This window comes from Paenibacillus sp. LPE1-1-1.1 (assembly GCF_040676435.1).
Classification (GTDB): Bacteria; Bacillota; Bacilli; order Paenibacillales; family Paenibacillaceae; genus Pristimantibacillus.
The window spans coordinates 533,870-547,717 of sequence record NZ_JBEGHY010000023.1 but is presented as its reverse complement, the minus strand read 5'-3'; the positions used below and the strand labels follow the sequence as shown (position 1 = coordinate 547,717).

Genomic DNA, 13,848 nt, shown 5'->3' with positions numbered 1-13,848 from the left:
TGTTTTATGTGGTGAATAATTAATGTCGTTAAGGTAACATAATAATTATTATGTAAACAAAGAATATGAACAATAATAGATTCCAATATATTGTAACAATTTTCAAAGAGGAAGACTACAACGTTGGAGCAAGTTGAAATTTAAAAAGAGCAGCCCGCCCTCATTTGAGGAACGAGCTGCTCTATTCGTTTTACTGCGTTGGAACAGCTTGATTCGGCTATTCGGTTCCGTACTACAATAGCGATTCCACGCCGTCGATAAAGATTTCTGTGCCCGAAATATGGCTCGATTCTTGCGAAGCAAGAAATAAAACCAAATCTGCAACCTGCTCGGCCGAACCGGGCCCATGCTCTAGCGGCTGACTGCCTTCAGGATATTTTACCGGAATTTTGATTTTGTCCAGCTGGGGAGTTTCTTTCGTGCTTTCTCCGATATGGGTTTGAATGGCTCCCGGACAGATCACGTTAACACGAATTTTATAACGTGCGAGCTCTAGCGCCGCCATCTTGGCAAAAGCAATCTGACCGGCTTTTGAAGTACTGTAGGCAGACATACCGAATCCCGAGAATGACCGGCTGCCGTTAATCGAGCTGGTAATAATGATGCTTCCGCCGTTTTCTTTCATATGCGGAATCGCATATTTAACGGTTAAGAATGTACCTTTTAAATTAGTGGTCAGCGTGTGATCCCATGCCTCCGGCGTTAAATCTTCGATTGGCGAGACGATGCCGTTAATGCCGGCATTCGCAAAAACGATGTCCACTCGGCCCCATTGATCAACGGCTGTCTTGATCGCCTCCTGTACCCGCTTGGGGTCGGACACGTCAGTGTCAACAAACAATGATTCTCCGCCTAGTTGATTAATTTGCTGTTCAACGGATTCGCTCCGGTTGTTATTTAAATCAATAAGGCATACTTTTGCTCCGTTTTTGGCCAGAAGCAATGCGGCTGCTCGCCCAATCCCGGAACCAGCGCCTGTGATAACGGCAACCTTGTCCTTTACTCGAAGCATATTAGCGTGCTCTTGGTTTTTGTCCGCGGTAATAATCATTTTGAATCCCTCCTGTAGTACAAAAATTATCCGGATTAGTGTGCCTCGCGACGGTTTGTTTATTCCGCTTTATTGCTTCTTGGAAATCAGAGAATTTATGAGAAATGTTTCAGATTTTGTCGTAATTGTAAATTAGTAAATGTATGTAATTTCGCGATTTCGGTTACAAATTGAAAGTAACTGTGCTAAAATCGAACGAACCAGTCGACAGGTTGCCAAACTTATTCCAATTTGCGAAGGTATCGTGCACGCGCAATTGAAAAGGGAGGTTCATTCCTATAATGAACAAGAAATTTATCACATACAGCGTGGCTGTTATTATTGTTTTTATGATGACCTTTGGAGCTCCGTTAGAAGCAGCCAATGCTGCGCAGCCAGCAACGCTTAAGGTGGGAAGCTCAGGTCCGGACGTTCCGGATTTACAATACCGGTTAAAGACAATGGGTTATTTTAATACGGATGTAACCACTTATTTCGGTACTAAAACGCTGGAGTCGCTTAAACGGTTTCAGAAAGAATACGGCTTAGCTTCCGATGGCGTAGCGGGAACCCAAACATGGGAAACGCTAAAGAAAGTGTCTGCAAACCAAAAGGAGCTTGATCTGCTGGCGAGAATTATTTATGCGGAAGCCCGCGGCGAATCGTACAAAGGTCAAGTTGCCGTTGGAGCGGTTGTCATGAATCGATTATCTGCGTCTGGCTTTCCCGATTCGATCCGGGAAGTTATAGAGCAGCCGCGAGCATTTACGGCTGTTGCAGACGGGCAATATAATTTAACGCCTGATAAGACGGCTTACCAAGCCGCTCAGGATGCTGTGAAAGGCTATGATCCGACCAACGGTGCGCTTTATTATTTTAATCCGGAGATCGCAACGTCGGATTGGATTTGGTCACGCAAGCAGACGGTGAAAATCGGACGCCACATCTTTGCTGTTTAACAAAATGATTCTTATCGGTAAGCCATACGCTTGCGGTAAGAATCTTTTTTGTTTTTTATCAATAATCGTCAAAGAGCGGTTTTCAAAGTCGTAACCAATCATGTTACAATAATATATAAAGCTTTAAGCTTTTTTAAAAACCGGAGGTGTATGCGTTGAAAGTAGAAATTTGGTCGGATTATGTATGTCCGTTTTGTTATATAGGGAAAAGAAAGTTCGAACTCGCTCTTGAAAAATTTGCGCACAAGGATAAAATCGAGATTGTTTTCAAAAGCTTTGAGCTTGATTCTAGCGCAGACCCCAACTCGAATGAAAGCACGTACAGCATGCTGGCCGCCAAATATGGCATGAGTCTAGAGAAAGCGAAAGAAACGACCGTTGGCGTAGCCGAACAAGCGGCAGCCGTCGGATTATCCTTTCATTTCGATCTCACGGTTTCCACGAATACGTTCGACGCGCATCGCCTTGTCCAATACGCAGCGCAATTTGGCAAACAAAAAGAGATGTCCGAGCGGCTGTTTAAAGCCTATTTCACGGAAGGCCAGAATGTTGGCAGCCGGGAGAAGTTAGCTGTATTGGCTGCAGAAGTCGGTCTAGATCAGGCAGCGGCGGCAGAGATGCTTCAAACCAGCCAATACGCTGATATCGTTCGCGAAGAAGAAGCAGAAGGCAGCCAGCTGGGCATTCGCGGCGTCCCTTTTTATGTGTTTGACCGTAAATATGCCGTATCCGGCGCCCAGTCGCCAGAAGTATTCCTGGACACGCTGAACAAAGCATGGGAAGAGAAACATCCAGCTTTTATTCAAGTAAATGAAGGCGACACGGATGCGCTGTGCACGGACGGTTATTGCGTACCTGATTCACCAAAATCCTAAGCCCCGTGAATGACGGTTCTCGCATGAATAATGACGGGCGCAATAACCGCTGTCAGATTGAGCGGGTAGGCGAGGTTAAGGAATTGAATAGCATCACGGTCATTATTTCTATCCATGGAAAGAACATTGAGGTTCCAGCGACAAAGGTTGCCGAAGGCATAAAGATTGGCGAACATGTCGTTTGGTCTGGCACCTGCTGGAACCTGAGGGCTAAACCTTCAAGTTGAAATGATACGATACTATGACAAAGGAGAAGTGAACCAGAATGGGCACAAATGCTAAAATAGGCGGCGGCGGGTTTCATCATATCGCGATTCGCGTGTTTGACTTTGACAAAACGGTTGCTTTTTATACGGAGATATTAGGATTCACGGAGCGCGTTCGTTGGGGTGAAGGGGATAAACGCGCGATTATGCTTGACACGGGCGACGGCAATTATTTAGAAGTATTCGCGGGCGGCAAAGAGGGGCAGAAGGACGAAGGCGCATTTTTACATTTGGCTTTAAGGTCTGACCGCGTTACGGAAGCCGTTGAGCTTGCGAGAGCAGCCGGCATGAAAGTTACCGTAGAGCCGAAGGAAGTCGAGCTTGGCGGTATTCCGGTTCGCATAGCTTTCTTCAAGGGTCCTGACGGCGAGATTATCGAACTATTCCAGAGCACAAGCGACGATCAGCTATAATCCATAATTCGTTTGTCTCGAGCGCGATCAAGTCTTATAATAGATAACGGCATAAATAGTCACTCGCTGATGAGCGATGGCATGCAAATGTTTAGGGGGAATTATTTTGACAATGGAACAACAACGACTGTTGGTATTCGTTGGTTCTTATGCGGAAGCAGAAGAGAGCGGCGTATATGTGTATGCATTTGATGAGGAATCGGGCACATTAACAATGACGGATTCGATTGCCGGGCTTAAGAATCCAACCTTTCTTAATGTGGATGCAGATCGCAGATTACTTTACGCTATCGCTGAAACGGTTAACCAGTCCGGTCAAAAGGTTGGGGAAGCAGCAGCTTTCGCAATTGATGCCATAAGTGGGTCCATTCAACTTTTAAATCGTGAAATAACGGTAGATTCAACCACATGTCATATTCAACGTGATGAAAACAGCGAATTTTTGACGGTAACTAGTTATCACGGCGGTATGATTGGTCTTTTCAGTATTGCTGAGGATGGCGCAATCGGTCAAAAACTGGATGTCATTCAGCATGAAGGGAAAAGCCAGCATCCTGAACGTCAGGACCGGCCGCATCCGCATTCATCCTTCTACAGTCCAGACGAGCAATTTATGCTCGTAGCCGATTTAGGCCTGGATCGCATCGTTACCTACAAACTGGATCATGATGCTAAAAAGCTGATTCATCAAAGTCAGGTTGCACTTCATCCCGGAGCAGGACCGCGTCATTTGACGTTCCATCCAAACGGCGGCTTTGTCTTCGTGATCAATGAAGTGGATTCGACCATTACTTCATTTACATACGAAAAAGAGACAGGCCGGTTGACGACGCTGGCAACGGTAAGTACTTTGCCTGCCGGCTTCGAAGGTGAGAATTCCTGCGCTGAAATTACGGTCTCTGCGGATGGTAAATATCTATACGGCTCCAATCGCGGACACGACAGCCTTGTTGTATTTGCGATCGACGAGCGCTCAGGCTTACTAACGCTGCTGCAGCATATTTCTGTCGAAGGCGGTCACCCGCGACATTTTGCATTGACGCCTAACGGCCGATATTTACTGGCTGCAAACCGCGATTCGGATAATATCGTAACGTTTGAAGTCGATCAAAACAGCGGAAAGTTGCAATTTACAGGCAAAAGCGTTACCTTGGCGAAGCCAGTTTGTGTAGTCCCTGTTTATTTAACGACATAAATAATTAATGGTGTAAGCAAAGAGATGAAAAGGGGAATACAGAAGCGTGGCTACTACCGAAGATGAAAAACCGAAACTAAAGGCGACTAAAATTTTTAAATGCAAAAATCCAGAATGCAAAGCATGGGTAAGAGATGAGTTTGCCGCAACCGAGCAAACCTGCCCGATTTGCAAAGGACCAATGCTAAGAAGCATGCGGCATTTGCCCGCGGTTCAAAATAAACCGAAGCCGCAGCCTCGTAAGCCTAAATCGGACTACTAGTTGTATCCATAAAAATCCCAATCCGCATGTTAGATACGGATTGGGATTTTTTTTGCGCAGGGTACTGGAAAGTATGGGGGTCCGAGAGGCTGTTATGATAGGATAGATATACCAAACAATGACAGGATGGTATTGCAAAATGCTGTTTTATTTTATCGCTTTGTTTACGGCTGCCGTAATCGTATGGCTAAACAACCGAAGGAATGAGTCGAATCGCTGGGCGGCTTATTTCTTATGCAGCGCATCCATTGGCGGGCTTTGCGATGTTTTGCTGGAAAATGGATATTATCATGCCGCGAATATCTTGCAATTTTTTAATTATACGGTCACCCCTTACGGTGTCCTTGTTTTTAGCCTTATTTATGCGGATGCGGCGGAGGATAGGCGCACAAGATGGAAACATAAGGTATATTTATTGATTCCGCTTCTCTTCATGGGCGCTTACGAGCTGGTTTCAGATAACGAGCAATGGTTTTTTAATTTATTGCTGCTGTGGAGCGCTCCTTATTATTTGATTTCATGTTACTTGCTGATCATGTCAGTATGGAGAGAACGCGATATTCGTTTAAAGCGGAATCGGTTCATTACGACCATTATCGTTGTGCCGACTTTATTGGCCGTACTTTTTTTCATCTATGTGGCTAAGGTGGTTTCTCCCGATTTTGAATTTTTTAATTATATCTCGGTATTTATTATCTATTCGCTCGTTGTCGCGCTGTTTTGCACGTTTATGTATGGCGTTCTGGGGGTAAAGCTGCGTTTCGAGCATGATCCAATGGAAAGCGCGATGCGGGCGGTTAGTACGGGAGCATCCATGCTTAATCACACGATCAAGAACGAAATTGGCAAAATCGCGATCAGCACAGAAAATTTAAAAAGCCTGCTGCCGGAGACAAACGAGCAATCCAAGCAGCACATGCAGATTATTATGAATGCATCCAATCATATGCTGGAAATGATGAGCCGGATCCATAGTCAGATGAAGGACATTGTATTAAAGGAAGAAGCAGTGCAGCTTATGGAACTTGTTGAATCAAGCCTCGTGCAGCATGAAGCTTTGCTTAATGGAAAAGGAATATCTGTAGAAGCGGTCTATGAAATAACTCCGGTCATCCTGGGCGATGCCGTCCATATTAGCGAAGCATTCGGCAACCTGCTGATGAATGCCAGTGAGGCAATGCCGAATGGGGGCAGGATCAAGGTTATGCTGTCTGCGCACAAAAACGGCGTCGAGTTGTCCGTGCAAGACAGCGGCATCGGCATACCGGCAGACAAACTAAGCCAAGTATTCGATCCGTTCTTCAGCAGCGGAAAGAGCGGTAGAAATTTCGGCCTCGGCTTGTCTTATGTGTATAATGTCATGCAGAAAAGCGGAGCAAAAGCAGTGCTCACCAGCGCGGTAGCGCAGGGCACGCGCGCAGCTCTGATTTGGCCAAGAAAGAAGATTTTAGAGGATGAATAGGGGAGGAACCGCCGTGAGCCATATAAAGGTTTTTATCGTTGAGGACGACTCGGACTGGATCAAAGCTTTAACTTCTTACTTGAATCGCGAGCCGGATTTGCTGGTCGTCGGCACGGCGGCAAATTCAGCTGAAGCTTTAAGCATGGCTCAAACCATCCCATTCGATGTTGTTCTCATGGATATCCAATTGGAGGGCAGCAGGCTTGACGGTATACATACGGCCATGATGATGCAGGAGCATTCCACTGCCAAAATCATAATGCTAACGTCATTAAATGATGAGGAAACGATGACACGCGCATTTACAGCGGGTGCGGTTCAATTTTTGGAGAAAACGCGCTTTCAAGAGCTGCCGCATGCGATACGCAGTGCCTATCACCATCCCGCACCGATGGAGGCGCTGCTTAAGGAGCTGGCAAGATTGAAACGCGAAGAGCAGCTTAAGGAGCTGACCGGCGCTGAACGAGAGGTGTTTGAGCTTATAGAGTCAGGTTATACGCAGTCTCAAATTGAGCAAAAGCTGTTTAAGGCCGAAAGCACCTTGAAAAACCAAGTCAACAAGATGCTGAAGAAATTTGGCGTCCGCAGCAGTAAAGAAGCCGTGGAAAAGGTCAGGCGAAGAGGGCTTTTTCAGCGGGATGAACAGGGAAAATAAGTGTAATGCACATTTTATAGATCTGGAGGTACTACGAAACGTAGTACCTCTTTTTTTATCGTCCTATGAAAGTTGGAACTGCCAGGCATGCGGTTAAAGGGATTAAAATAGGTGGTGAGAGGACGCGATGGGATGTATAAAGCCGAACCAAAATTAGATGTGCCAATCATTCTTCTAATCGATGGAAAATGCTTGCTGTGCAGCGGAATTACGCAGTTTGTCGTCAAAAGAGATAAGTCGCGGCGATTTCGGTTCGCGGCGCTGCAGTCAAAGGCAGGGCAAGAGCTGCTAAGGGCAGGAAATTTGCCGACAGACGATATCGACACCTTTGTCATGATACGGGATGGACAATATGATACAAAATCAAATGCTGCATTACGCGTCCTGCGCGAACTTGATGGCTGGTGGCGGGTATTGTTTTTACTCATTGCCGTACCGCGGGCCTTGCGTGATCGCATCTATGAATATATTGCCCGGAATCGATATGGATGGTTTGGAATGACCGATGTTTGTAAAATACCGCCCAAGCTGCTATCGGATCGTTTTCTGGAAAATGGCGTGCATGCCGAGCCAAAGGAGAACATTTTAAATGAAAAATAAACCGATTTATGTAGAGCTCGAGATCGGCTGCACCATGGATGAGCTATGGGAGCATACGCAGGATCCGCGGCTGCATGAACAGTGGGATCTGCGTTTCTCGGAAATTCAGTATCTGCCAAGAAAGTACGAATCAGATATGCAATCATTTCACTATGAAACGAGAATAGGCTTTGGTTTGAAAATTGCAGGTACCGGCGAGACGAGCATCTCTTCCGCACCAAGCACCGGAACGCGTATGTCCACTCTAGCCTTCGCTTCTGAGCAGCGGTTTTCGTTAATACGAAAAGGCGCTGGATACTGGAAATACAAGGAAAGCGGAGATCAGCTGACTTTTATGACGTTATTTGACTATCAAACCCGTTTCGGGTTTGCAGGCCGATTTCTGGATCGGCATCTATTCCGGCCTTTGTTCGGCTATGCCACGGCTTGGAGCTTTGATCGTTTACGGATTTGGCTGGAGGAGCGCATCCCGCCTTCTGTCATAGCGGAAAGGGCATTGATTCATTATCTAAGCGTCATTCTGATCATGCTGCTGTGGTTGTATGAAGGCCTCGTACCGAAGCTGCTTTTTCCCGAAGCAGGGGAGCTGTACCTGTTGAGAAAGTTAGGCTGGTTTGAAGGAAGTGAGCTGCGACTCATACAGCTCATCGGCATTCTCGAAATGGGGCTAGGCGGGATTACCGTTGTATGGCATAGAAAAAAAGGAATCTATATTGTTCAGGCTATGCTCCTGTTTTTGCTGACTGCTCCGATCGTTTTGTTTGATCCCGAGCTGCTGGCAGCGCCTTTTAATCCGATCACGCTGGCGCTGCCAATGCTTGGCTTATGCCTTACTGCATATTGGAGCAGCAGGTATCTGCCTCAAGCTAACCGATGCAAACGTAAACGCAGTCCATTACTTCGAAAAGAGGGGGTTTAGTCATGCGATCCATTTATGAGCAAGCGCTTGGCGCAGAATTCCTAAAGCTTCATCCTCGTATTCAGCAGCGATTTGGCTTTAAAAGTCAAGATCAAACCGCATCGATCGGCCATGGCGTCATGCAGCGAATTTGGTATAACAAGCTGGTCACGCTGCCGCTTTTAATCGGGACTTTTCGTCATATCATGTTTCCGAAGGGCGGAAACGACATTCCGTTCTCCATTGAAAATTTTGCTTACATTGATAAATACGGGAGAGAAACCGTAACGTGGATTCGAAAATTCAAGTTTCCGCGAGCGGTTAAACATTTCGACGCGACGATGGTTTTCAGCCGTGAGCGTGACCTTATCGTTGACTATTTGGGCAATAAACAGCATTTGGCGGTAGATTTGGATATTGCGGTTTCCCCAAACGGAGGGATCAGGATTCGCTCGGGCGAACAGCGTTTTTATGAGGGACGGCTTCAGTTTCGATTCCCAAGGCTATTTACCGGCGAAGCAGAGGTTCATGAGTGGTATGATGACGAAAATGAATGCTTTCGAATTACGGTTGATGTGCGCAATCCAGTTTTTGGACGGATATTCCGATACGTAGGCTCCTTTCAAGCAACGTTTATTAAGACCGAACCTGAGGCAATACCGGTAGGGATCCGGCCGCTGCGTGACGAAAAACGGGAATAACCGGCCGCTGCCGTTTATTCCTTTTTGTCACTTCCCTGCTGTACGTTGTATAATAGCGGTAGACAGGATTGGGAGATTCACGCTGGCAAGGCTCACGCAGCGGAGTCCGTAGGAAATGGAGTACATGATGAATGAAAAAGTTTAAAAAGTTTTATATAGAGACAACCAGCATATGTAATCTTTCGTGCAGCTTTTGCCCGCCAACACTGCGCGCCAAGGGCTTTATCAAAGTAGAGGATTTCAAAAAAACGCTTGATCAAATCAAGCCCCACACGGATTATATCTACTTCCATGTCAAAGGCGAGCCGATGCTTCATCCCAAGATGGATGAGCTTCTCGATATCAGCCATGAGAAGGGCTTCAAAGTAAATATTACGTCGAACGGAACGCTTATCACGAAAAACAGAGAAAAGCTCTTGAATAAACCTGCGCTGCGCCAAATCAATTTCTCGCTTCACAGCTTTGACGGCCATGCAGGCTCTACGAATAAAGAAGGCTACCTCGCGGAGATTTTGTCCTTCGTCAAGGAGGCGGTAGCAAGCAGTGACATCATTATTTCGTTTCGGTTATGGAATCTGGATATGGATAATGAAACGAATCAGCAGAAAAACAAAAACCGCGAGCTGTTAGGCATGATAGAGAAGGCCTTTGATCTTGATTATAAAATCGAAGAGAAGTTCATTCCGGGCTCCGGCGTGAAGATCGCGGAACGGATCTATTTAAACCAAGATCCCGAATTCAAATGGCCCGATTTGAAGGAGCCGGAGTATAACGGGAAGGGCTTCTGTCACGCCCTGCGCAACCAAGCCGGGATCTTAATAGACGGCACCGTTATTCCTTGCTGCTTAGACGGGGAAGGCGTAATTAATTTAGGCAATATCCATGATACCCATTTCTCGGAAATCATTGAAAATGAAAGAGCAACACAGCTCTATGACGGATTCTCGAGACGTGAAGCGGTGGAAGAGCTATGCCGGAAATGCGGCTACCGCCAGCGTTTTGGATGATTCGGCTGGCAAGCGTAAAGAAGAAAAGGATTGAAGGAGCAGGATATGCCTATAAATTTGTTGATCGTTGAGGATGATCTGTCCATTGCGGAAATGATGTCCGACCATTTGAACAAGGAAGGCTACCAAATATTTCACGCCTTGAATGGCACAGCCGCGTTAGAACGGTTCAGCCAAGGGGAAATCGATTTGATCCTGCTCGATTTAATGCTCCCGGAGCTGGACGGGACGGAATTATTGAAGGCTGTCCGGATACAAAGCTTCGTCCCCGTACTCATCGTTTCAGCAAAGGACAGTGAGCTGGATAAAGCGCTGGGACTCGGCTTTGGCGCGGATGATTATATAACGAAGCCTTTCTCGCTTATTGAGCTTTCCGCACGCGTGAAGGCTTCTTTGCGGCGTGCTACTGTTTATGCCGGTAAAGACGGGCATAGTCAGCAATCGCATCCTCAGCTTCGCGTTCATGAGCTTTCCCTCGATCCGGAGCTGCATACCGTAAGCAAAAACGGCAACGAAATTAAGCTGACGGGCAAGGAATTTCAAATATTAAAGCTGTTTATGCTAAATCCGAGACGTGCTTTAACGAAAGAACAAATATACAGGACCGTATGGAATGAGGATTACTTTGGCGATGATAATGCCATTAATGTTCATATCAGCCGACTGAGAGAGAAGATTGAAAACGATCCTTCTTCGCCGCAGTATATCAAAACGGTATGGGGAATCGGGTATAAGCTGGGGGAATTTTAACGTGGAGATGCTCTTATCGCTCAGCTTAATATTAGCGGGAGGTATATTGGCTTATCTCTCGTATCGCCATCTCAAACGCAGCAGACAGCTCCGATATATCCATAGCAAGCTAAGCGAATGGAATAATGGCCAAACATCGGAGAAATTACTGTTATTCTCAGCCGACCGCGAGCTGCAGCCGCTATTAATCGAACTGAATCGATTAATTGAAAGTAACCGCAATACGCAAGCGCTGCATGCGAAATATGAGCAATCCATGCAAAAAATGCTAACAAATATGTCCCATGACATGAAAACGCCGCTTACGGTCGTGCTGGGGCTTACGGAGACAGTTGCGAAGGATCCTGCGCTGCATGAGCAAGAACGGACGAGGCTGTTGACGAAGGTGCATGGAAAGGCACTTGAAATGGTAGCGATGCTGAATAAGTTTTTTGATTTAGCCAAGCTGGAATCAGAGGATCAGCTCGTTCCGCTTGCCAAAATAAACCTGAACTCGTTTTGCAAAAATATCATATTGTTTTTTTACGATACAATCACGTCCAAAGGACTAGAGGTTGATATCGTTATTCCCGAGCAAACGATTTATGCGCTTGGTAACGAGGACGCATTGGAGCGAATATACAGCAACCTAATTTCGAATGCCATCCGGTACGGCAGCGAAGGCTGTGTCATTGGATTCGAGCTCCGCGCCGATGCTGATAAGGTCGATATCGAGGTATGGGATCGCGGACGCGGAATAAGCGAGCAGGATCAGCTACATATATTTGAGCGCTTATGCACGCTGGAGGATTCACGGAACAGGGAATATCAGGGCAGCGGCCTTGGACTGACCATCACCAAACGGCTGGTTGAAAAGCTTGGCGGGAATATAAAGGTACATAGCATCCCATTTAAGAAAACGATTTTCACGGTCACGTTGAACAAGCTTAATTACTAAGCGCAAAACATAACTTAAGAAGATCGTCGTTACGCTCCTTATGAGCCTGCGGCGATTTTTTTCATACGGGAGACCATTCGAAAGAAATTCTTAAGTTTTTCGAAACGGGAAAGACAGCTCATTTTGATACACTGGTTCTAGTAAACAATGAAATGGTGATTTTGGCAGAGCAGGAGGAAAAAAATGAGCATATTGCTTCGAACGAACAAGCTTAGTAAGTCATTTAAAGGGAAAGAGGTCGTCTCCGAGGTCAGCATGACGATTAAGAAAGGCGAAATATATGGCTTTCTGGGTCCTAATGGAGCGGGCAAGACGACGATTATGCGTATGCTGACAGGTCTGATTCAACCGACTAAAGGTTCGATTGAGCTGTTTGGGTCGATGATGAACCGGAACGCTAGCGAGCTGATGAAGCGAATGGGGAGCATTATTGAATATCCGATATTTTATGACCATTTGTCTGCTCACAAAAATTTAGAGCTGCACTGCGAATACATGGGCTGCTATGAGCCCAAAGCGATAAGCGAAGCCTTGCAATTGGCCGGTCTTTCGCAGACGGGGAATAAGCCGGTAAAAGCATTCTCCCTTGGCATGAAACAGCGTTTAGGGATTGCTCGGGCGATTAGCACGAAGCCGGAGCTGTTGATTTTGGATGAACCGGTAAATGGAATGGATCCCGTAGGCATTCGGGAATTAAGAGGGTTGTTTACGATGTTGAGCAAGGAATACGGCATGACATTGCTCATTTCCAGCCATATTTTGCAGGAGATCGATCTGCTTGCGGATACGATCGGCGTCATTCACAACGGGAAATTGATTGAAGAGGTAACCATGGAGCAGGTGCGGAGCGAACATGCCGATTATATCGAGGTAATCACGACAGATGGCAGATTAGCGGCCTTTGTCCTAGAGGACAAGCTTGGCATTGTTAATTTTAAAATGATGGAGGATCACACGCTCCGAGTCTATGACCCGCGAATGACAGCCGCCGAATTAGCAAGGTCGCTGGTGCTTAACGATATCGGTATCGAATCCTTGACCCGGAAAAGCATTTCGCTCGAGGAGCATTTCGTCAAATGGATCCAAGGAGGCAGCGATAATGGGTAAGCTTATCAGGCTGGAGCTGCAAAAAATAAAGCTTAGAAATTGGCTAATTTCCGCAATCATAGCTAATCTTTTGATCAGTCTGTGGGTAAGCACGAATTTGCCAGATGAAGGCGTAAAAAGCTATCTGGAGGCCTTTTACAGCATTCGGTCTTATGTGGAGATCACGTTTATTATTTTTTCATCTGTGCTGTTATCAAAGCTTTTTTTGGATGAATACAAAAACAAAACGATTTCCGTATTGTTCACCTATCCTGTGCCGAGACATCATATTCTAATGGCGAAGCTAATCTTATTTTGCCTATTCTCGTTTTTGACGGCGCTGCTTTCTAACGTGTTCGTCGCTGCGTTTTTTTTATTCGTCGACGCGCAGAAAGGGTTCATAGCCGAGCCTTTGACAATGCTTATGCTGCGCGATGAAGCCTTTCGAATGTTGATCAACGGCATTTCCATAATGGGTCTGGGAATGATTCCGCTTTATATAGGCGTGATTCGCAAGTCTGTCCCCGCGTTTATGGTTTGTTCCATGTTTTTGGCGTTGATGTTCGGAAGCACGCATGATGAGAGCGGCAGTAATTGGTCCTTATCGGCAGCGGTCGCTCTGTTCAGCCTCGGTTTAGGCTTGGTATCCGCCATCGTTTCGATCCGCAGAGCTGTCCGGGAAGACATTATGTAGGAGGCCGAATTGTTGGGCAGACGCTTTTTATGTTATGATTTGTTTCGTGCCGTTCTTT

At 46.2% G+C, this 13,848-nt stretch carries 17 protein-coding genes; 16 read left to right on the top strand and 1 reads right to left on the bottom strand.

The features are described 5' to 3' along the window. Window positions 1–232 precede the first annotated feature (232 nt). On the bottom strand, window positions 233–1,051 hold the full coding sequence (locus MRBLPE1_RS19170) for an SDR family oxidoreductase (RefSeq protein WP_364148437.1): 819 nt from the start codon (window positions 1,049–1,051) through the stop codon (window positions 233–235). Window positions 1,052–1,332: 281 nt separating this feature from the next. Here MRBLPE1_RS19170 and MRBLPE1_RS19165 point away from each other — a divergent pair, with 281 nt between their 5' ends. The 16 genes from MRBLPE1_RS19165 (at window position 1,333) to MRBLPE1_RS19090 (ending at window position 13,790) form a co-directional block, all read left to right on the top strand. After that, the gene (locus MRBLPE1_RS19165; protein WP_364148434.1) at window positions 1,333–1,989 is read left to right on the top strand and encodes a cell wall hydrolase; all 657 of its coding nucleotides are present in this window, start codon (window positions 1,333–1,335) and stop codon (window positions 1,987–1,989) included. Between the two features lie 155 nt (window positions 1,990–2,144). After that, entirely contained in the window at window positions 2,145–2,864 is a 720-nt protein-coding gene (locus tag MRBLPE1_RS19160) for a DsbA family oxidoreductase (RefSeq protein ID WP_364148431.1), read from the top strand. Window positions 2,865–2,887: 23 nt separating this feature from the next. Continuing rightward, window positions 2,888–3,091, top strand: coding sequence for a hypothetical protein (locus MRBLPE1_RS19155; protein WP_364148429.1), 204 nt, complete (start codon window positions 2,888–2,890; stop codon window positions 3,089–3,091). 38 nt (window positions 3,092–3,129) lie between these two features. Then, complete coding sequence (locus MRBLPE1_RS19150) at window positions 3,130–3,543, top strand: VOC family protein (protein ID WP_364148427.1); 414 nt, start codon at window positions 3,130–3,132, stop codon at window positions 3,541–3,543. Window positions 3,544–3,655: 112 nt separating this feature from the next. After that, entirely contained in the window at window positions 3,656–4,738 is a 1,083-nt protein-coding gene (locus MRBLPE1_RS19145) for a lactonase family protein (RefSeq protein ID WP_364149747.1), read from the top strand. Between the two features lie 46 nt (window positions 4,739–4,784). Continuing rightward, window positions 4,785–5,000 carry a cold-inducible protein YdjO-related protein gene (locus tag MRBLPE1_RS19140; protein ID WP_308994871.1) on the top strand — a complete coding sequence of 72 codons (216 nt, stop codon included), beginning with the start codon at window positions 4,785–4,787 and terminating at the stop codon, window positions 4,998–5,000. A gap of 139 nt (window positions 5,001–5,139) precedes the next feature. After that, the gene (locus tag MRBLPE1_RS19135) at window positions 5,140–6,462 is read left to right on the top strand and encodes a sensor histidine kinase (RefSeq protein WP_364148425.1); all 1,323 of its coding nucleotides are present in this window, start codon (window positions 5,140–5,142) and stop codon (window positions 6,460–6,462) included. Between the two features lie 13 nt (window positions 6,463–6,475). After that, window positions 6,476–7,117, top strand: coding sequence for a response regulator transcription factor (locus tag MRBLPE1_RS19130; protein WP_364148423.1), 642 nt, complete (start codon window positions 6,476–6,478; stop codon window positions 7,115–7,117). A 132-nt stretch (window positions 7,118–7,249) separates the two neighbouring features. Beyond that, window positions 7,250–7,717 carry a thiol-disulfide oxidoreductase DCC family protein gene (locus tag MRBLPE1_RS19125; protein ID WP_364148420.1) on the top strand — a complete coding sequence of 156 codons (468 nt, stop codon included), beginning with the start codon at window positions 7,250–7,252 and terminating at the stop codon, window positions 7,715–7,717. Further along, the gene (locus MRBLPE1_RS19120; RefSeq protein ID WP_364148418.1) at window positions 7,707–8,636 is read left to right on the top strand and encodes a DoxX-like family protein; all 930 of its coding nucleotides are present in this window, start codon (window positions 7,707–7,709) and stop codon (window positions 8,634–8,636) included. The genes MRBLPE1_RS19125 and MRBLPE1_RS19120 overlap by 11 nt, the downstream gene beginning before the upstream one ends. A 2-nt stretch (window positions 8,637–8,638) precedes the next feature. After that, on the top strand, window positions 8,639–9,316 hold the full coding sequence (locus MRBLPE1_RS19115) for a DUF4166 domain-containing protein (RefSeq protein WP_364148415.1): 678 nt from the start codon (window positions 8,639–8,641) through the stop codon (window positions 9,314–9,316). Window positions 9,317–9,447: 131 nt separating this feature from the next. After that, window positions 9,448–10,323 (top strand): radical SAM/SPASM domain-containing protein, encoded by an 876-nt coding sequence (locus tag MRBLPE1_RS19110; protein WP_364148412.1) that lies wholly within the window; start codon window positions 9,448–9,450, stop codon window positions 10,321–10,323. 45 nt (window positions 10,324–10,368) lie between these two features. Then, window positions 10,369–11,073 carry a response regulator transcription factor gene (locus MRBLPE1_RS19105; protein ID WP_364148411.1) on the top strand — a complete coding sequence of 235 codons (705 nt, stop codon included), beginning with the start codon at window positions 10,369–10,371 and terminating at the stop codon, window positions 11,071–11,073. Between the two features lie 7 nt (window positions 11,074–11,080). Next, a complete protein-coding gene (locus tag MRBLPE1_RS19100) occupies window positions 11,081–12,010 on the top strand; it encodes a sensor histidine kinase (RefSeq protein WP_364149745.1) in 930 nt (309 codons plus the stop codon). Between the two features lie 183 nt (window positions 12,011–12,193). After that, window positions 12,194–13,117: an ABC transporter ATP-binding protein gene (locus MRBLPE1_RS19095; protein ID WP_364148408.1), complete on the top strand. Its 924-nt coding sequence runs from the start codon at window positions 12,194–12,196 to the stop codon at window positions 13,115–13,117. Then, complete coding sequence (locus MRBLPE1_RS19090) at window positions 13,110–13,790, top strand: ABC transporter permease (RefSeq protein ID WP_364148406.1); 681 nt, start codon at window positions 13,110–13,112, stop codon at window positions 13,788–13,790. The genes MRBLPE1_RS19095 and MRBLPE1_RS19090 overlap by 8 nt, the downstream gene beginning before the upstream one ends. Window positions 13,791–13,848: the final 58 nt, after the last annotated feature.

Excerpts from the sequence above, each read along its gene's own strand:
- MRBLPE1_RS19145 (WP_364149747.1), top strand. The coding sequence starts at position 3,656 with ATGGAACAACAACGACTGTTGGTATTCGTTGGTTCTTATGCGGAAGCA.
- MRBLPE1_RS19150 (WP_364148427.1), top strand. The coding sequence starts at position 3,130 with ATGGGCACAAATGCTAAAATAGGCGGCGGCGGGTTTCATCATATCGCG.
- MRBLPE1_RS19155 (WP_364148429.1), top strand. The coding sequence starts at position 2,888 with ATGAATAATGACGGGCGCAATAACCGCTGTCAGATTGAGCGGGTAGGC.
- MRBLPE1_RS19120 (WP_364148418.1), top strand. The coding sequence starts at position 7,707 with ATGAAAAATAAACCGATTTATGTAGAGCTCGAGATCGGCTGCACCATG.
- MRBLPE1_RS19095 (WP_364148408.1), top strand. The coding sequence starts at position 12,194 with ATGAGCATATTGCTTCGAACGAACAAGCTTAGTAAGTCATTTAAAGGG.
- MRBLPE1_RS19100 (WP_364149745.1), top strand. The coding sequence starts at position 11,081 with ATGCTCTTATCGCTCAGCTTAATATTAGCGGGAGGTATATTGGCTTAT.
- MRBLPE1_RS19090 (WP_364148406.1), top strand. The coding sequence starts at position 13,110 with ATGGGTAAGCTTATCAGGCTGGAGCTGCAAAAAATAAAGCTTAGAAAT.
- MRBLPE1_RS19115 (WP_364148415.1), top strand. The coding sequence starts at position 8,639 with ATGCGATCCATTTATGAGCAAGCGCTTGGCGCAGAATTCCTAAAGCTT.
- MRBLPE1_RS19135 (WP_364148425.1), top strand. The coding sequence starts at position 5,140 with ATGCTGTTTTATTTTATCGCTTTGTTTACGGCTGCCGTAATCGTATGG.
- MRBLPE1_RS19110 (WP_364148412.1), top strand. The coding sequence starts at position 9,448 with ATGAAAAAGTTTAAAAAGTTTTATATAGAGACAACCAGCATATGTAAT.
- MRBLPE1_RS19170 (WP_364148437.1), bottom strand. The coding sequence starts at position 1,051 with ATGATTATTACCGCGGACAAAAACCAAGAGCACGCTAATATGCTTCGA.
- MRBLPE1_RS19165 (WP_364148434.1), top strand. The coding sequence starts at position 1,333 with ATGAACAAGAAATTTATCACATACAGCGTGGCTGTTATTATTGTTTTT.
- MRBLPE1_RS19105 (WP_364148411.1), top strand. The coding sequence starts at position 10,369 with ATGCCTATAAATTTGTTGATCGTTGAGGATGATCTGTCCATTGCGGAA.
- MRBLPE1_RS19125 (WP_364148420.1), top strand. The coding sequence starts at position 7,250 with ATGTATAAAGCCGAACCAAAATTAGATGTGCCAATCATTCTTCTAATC.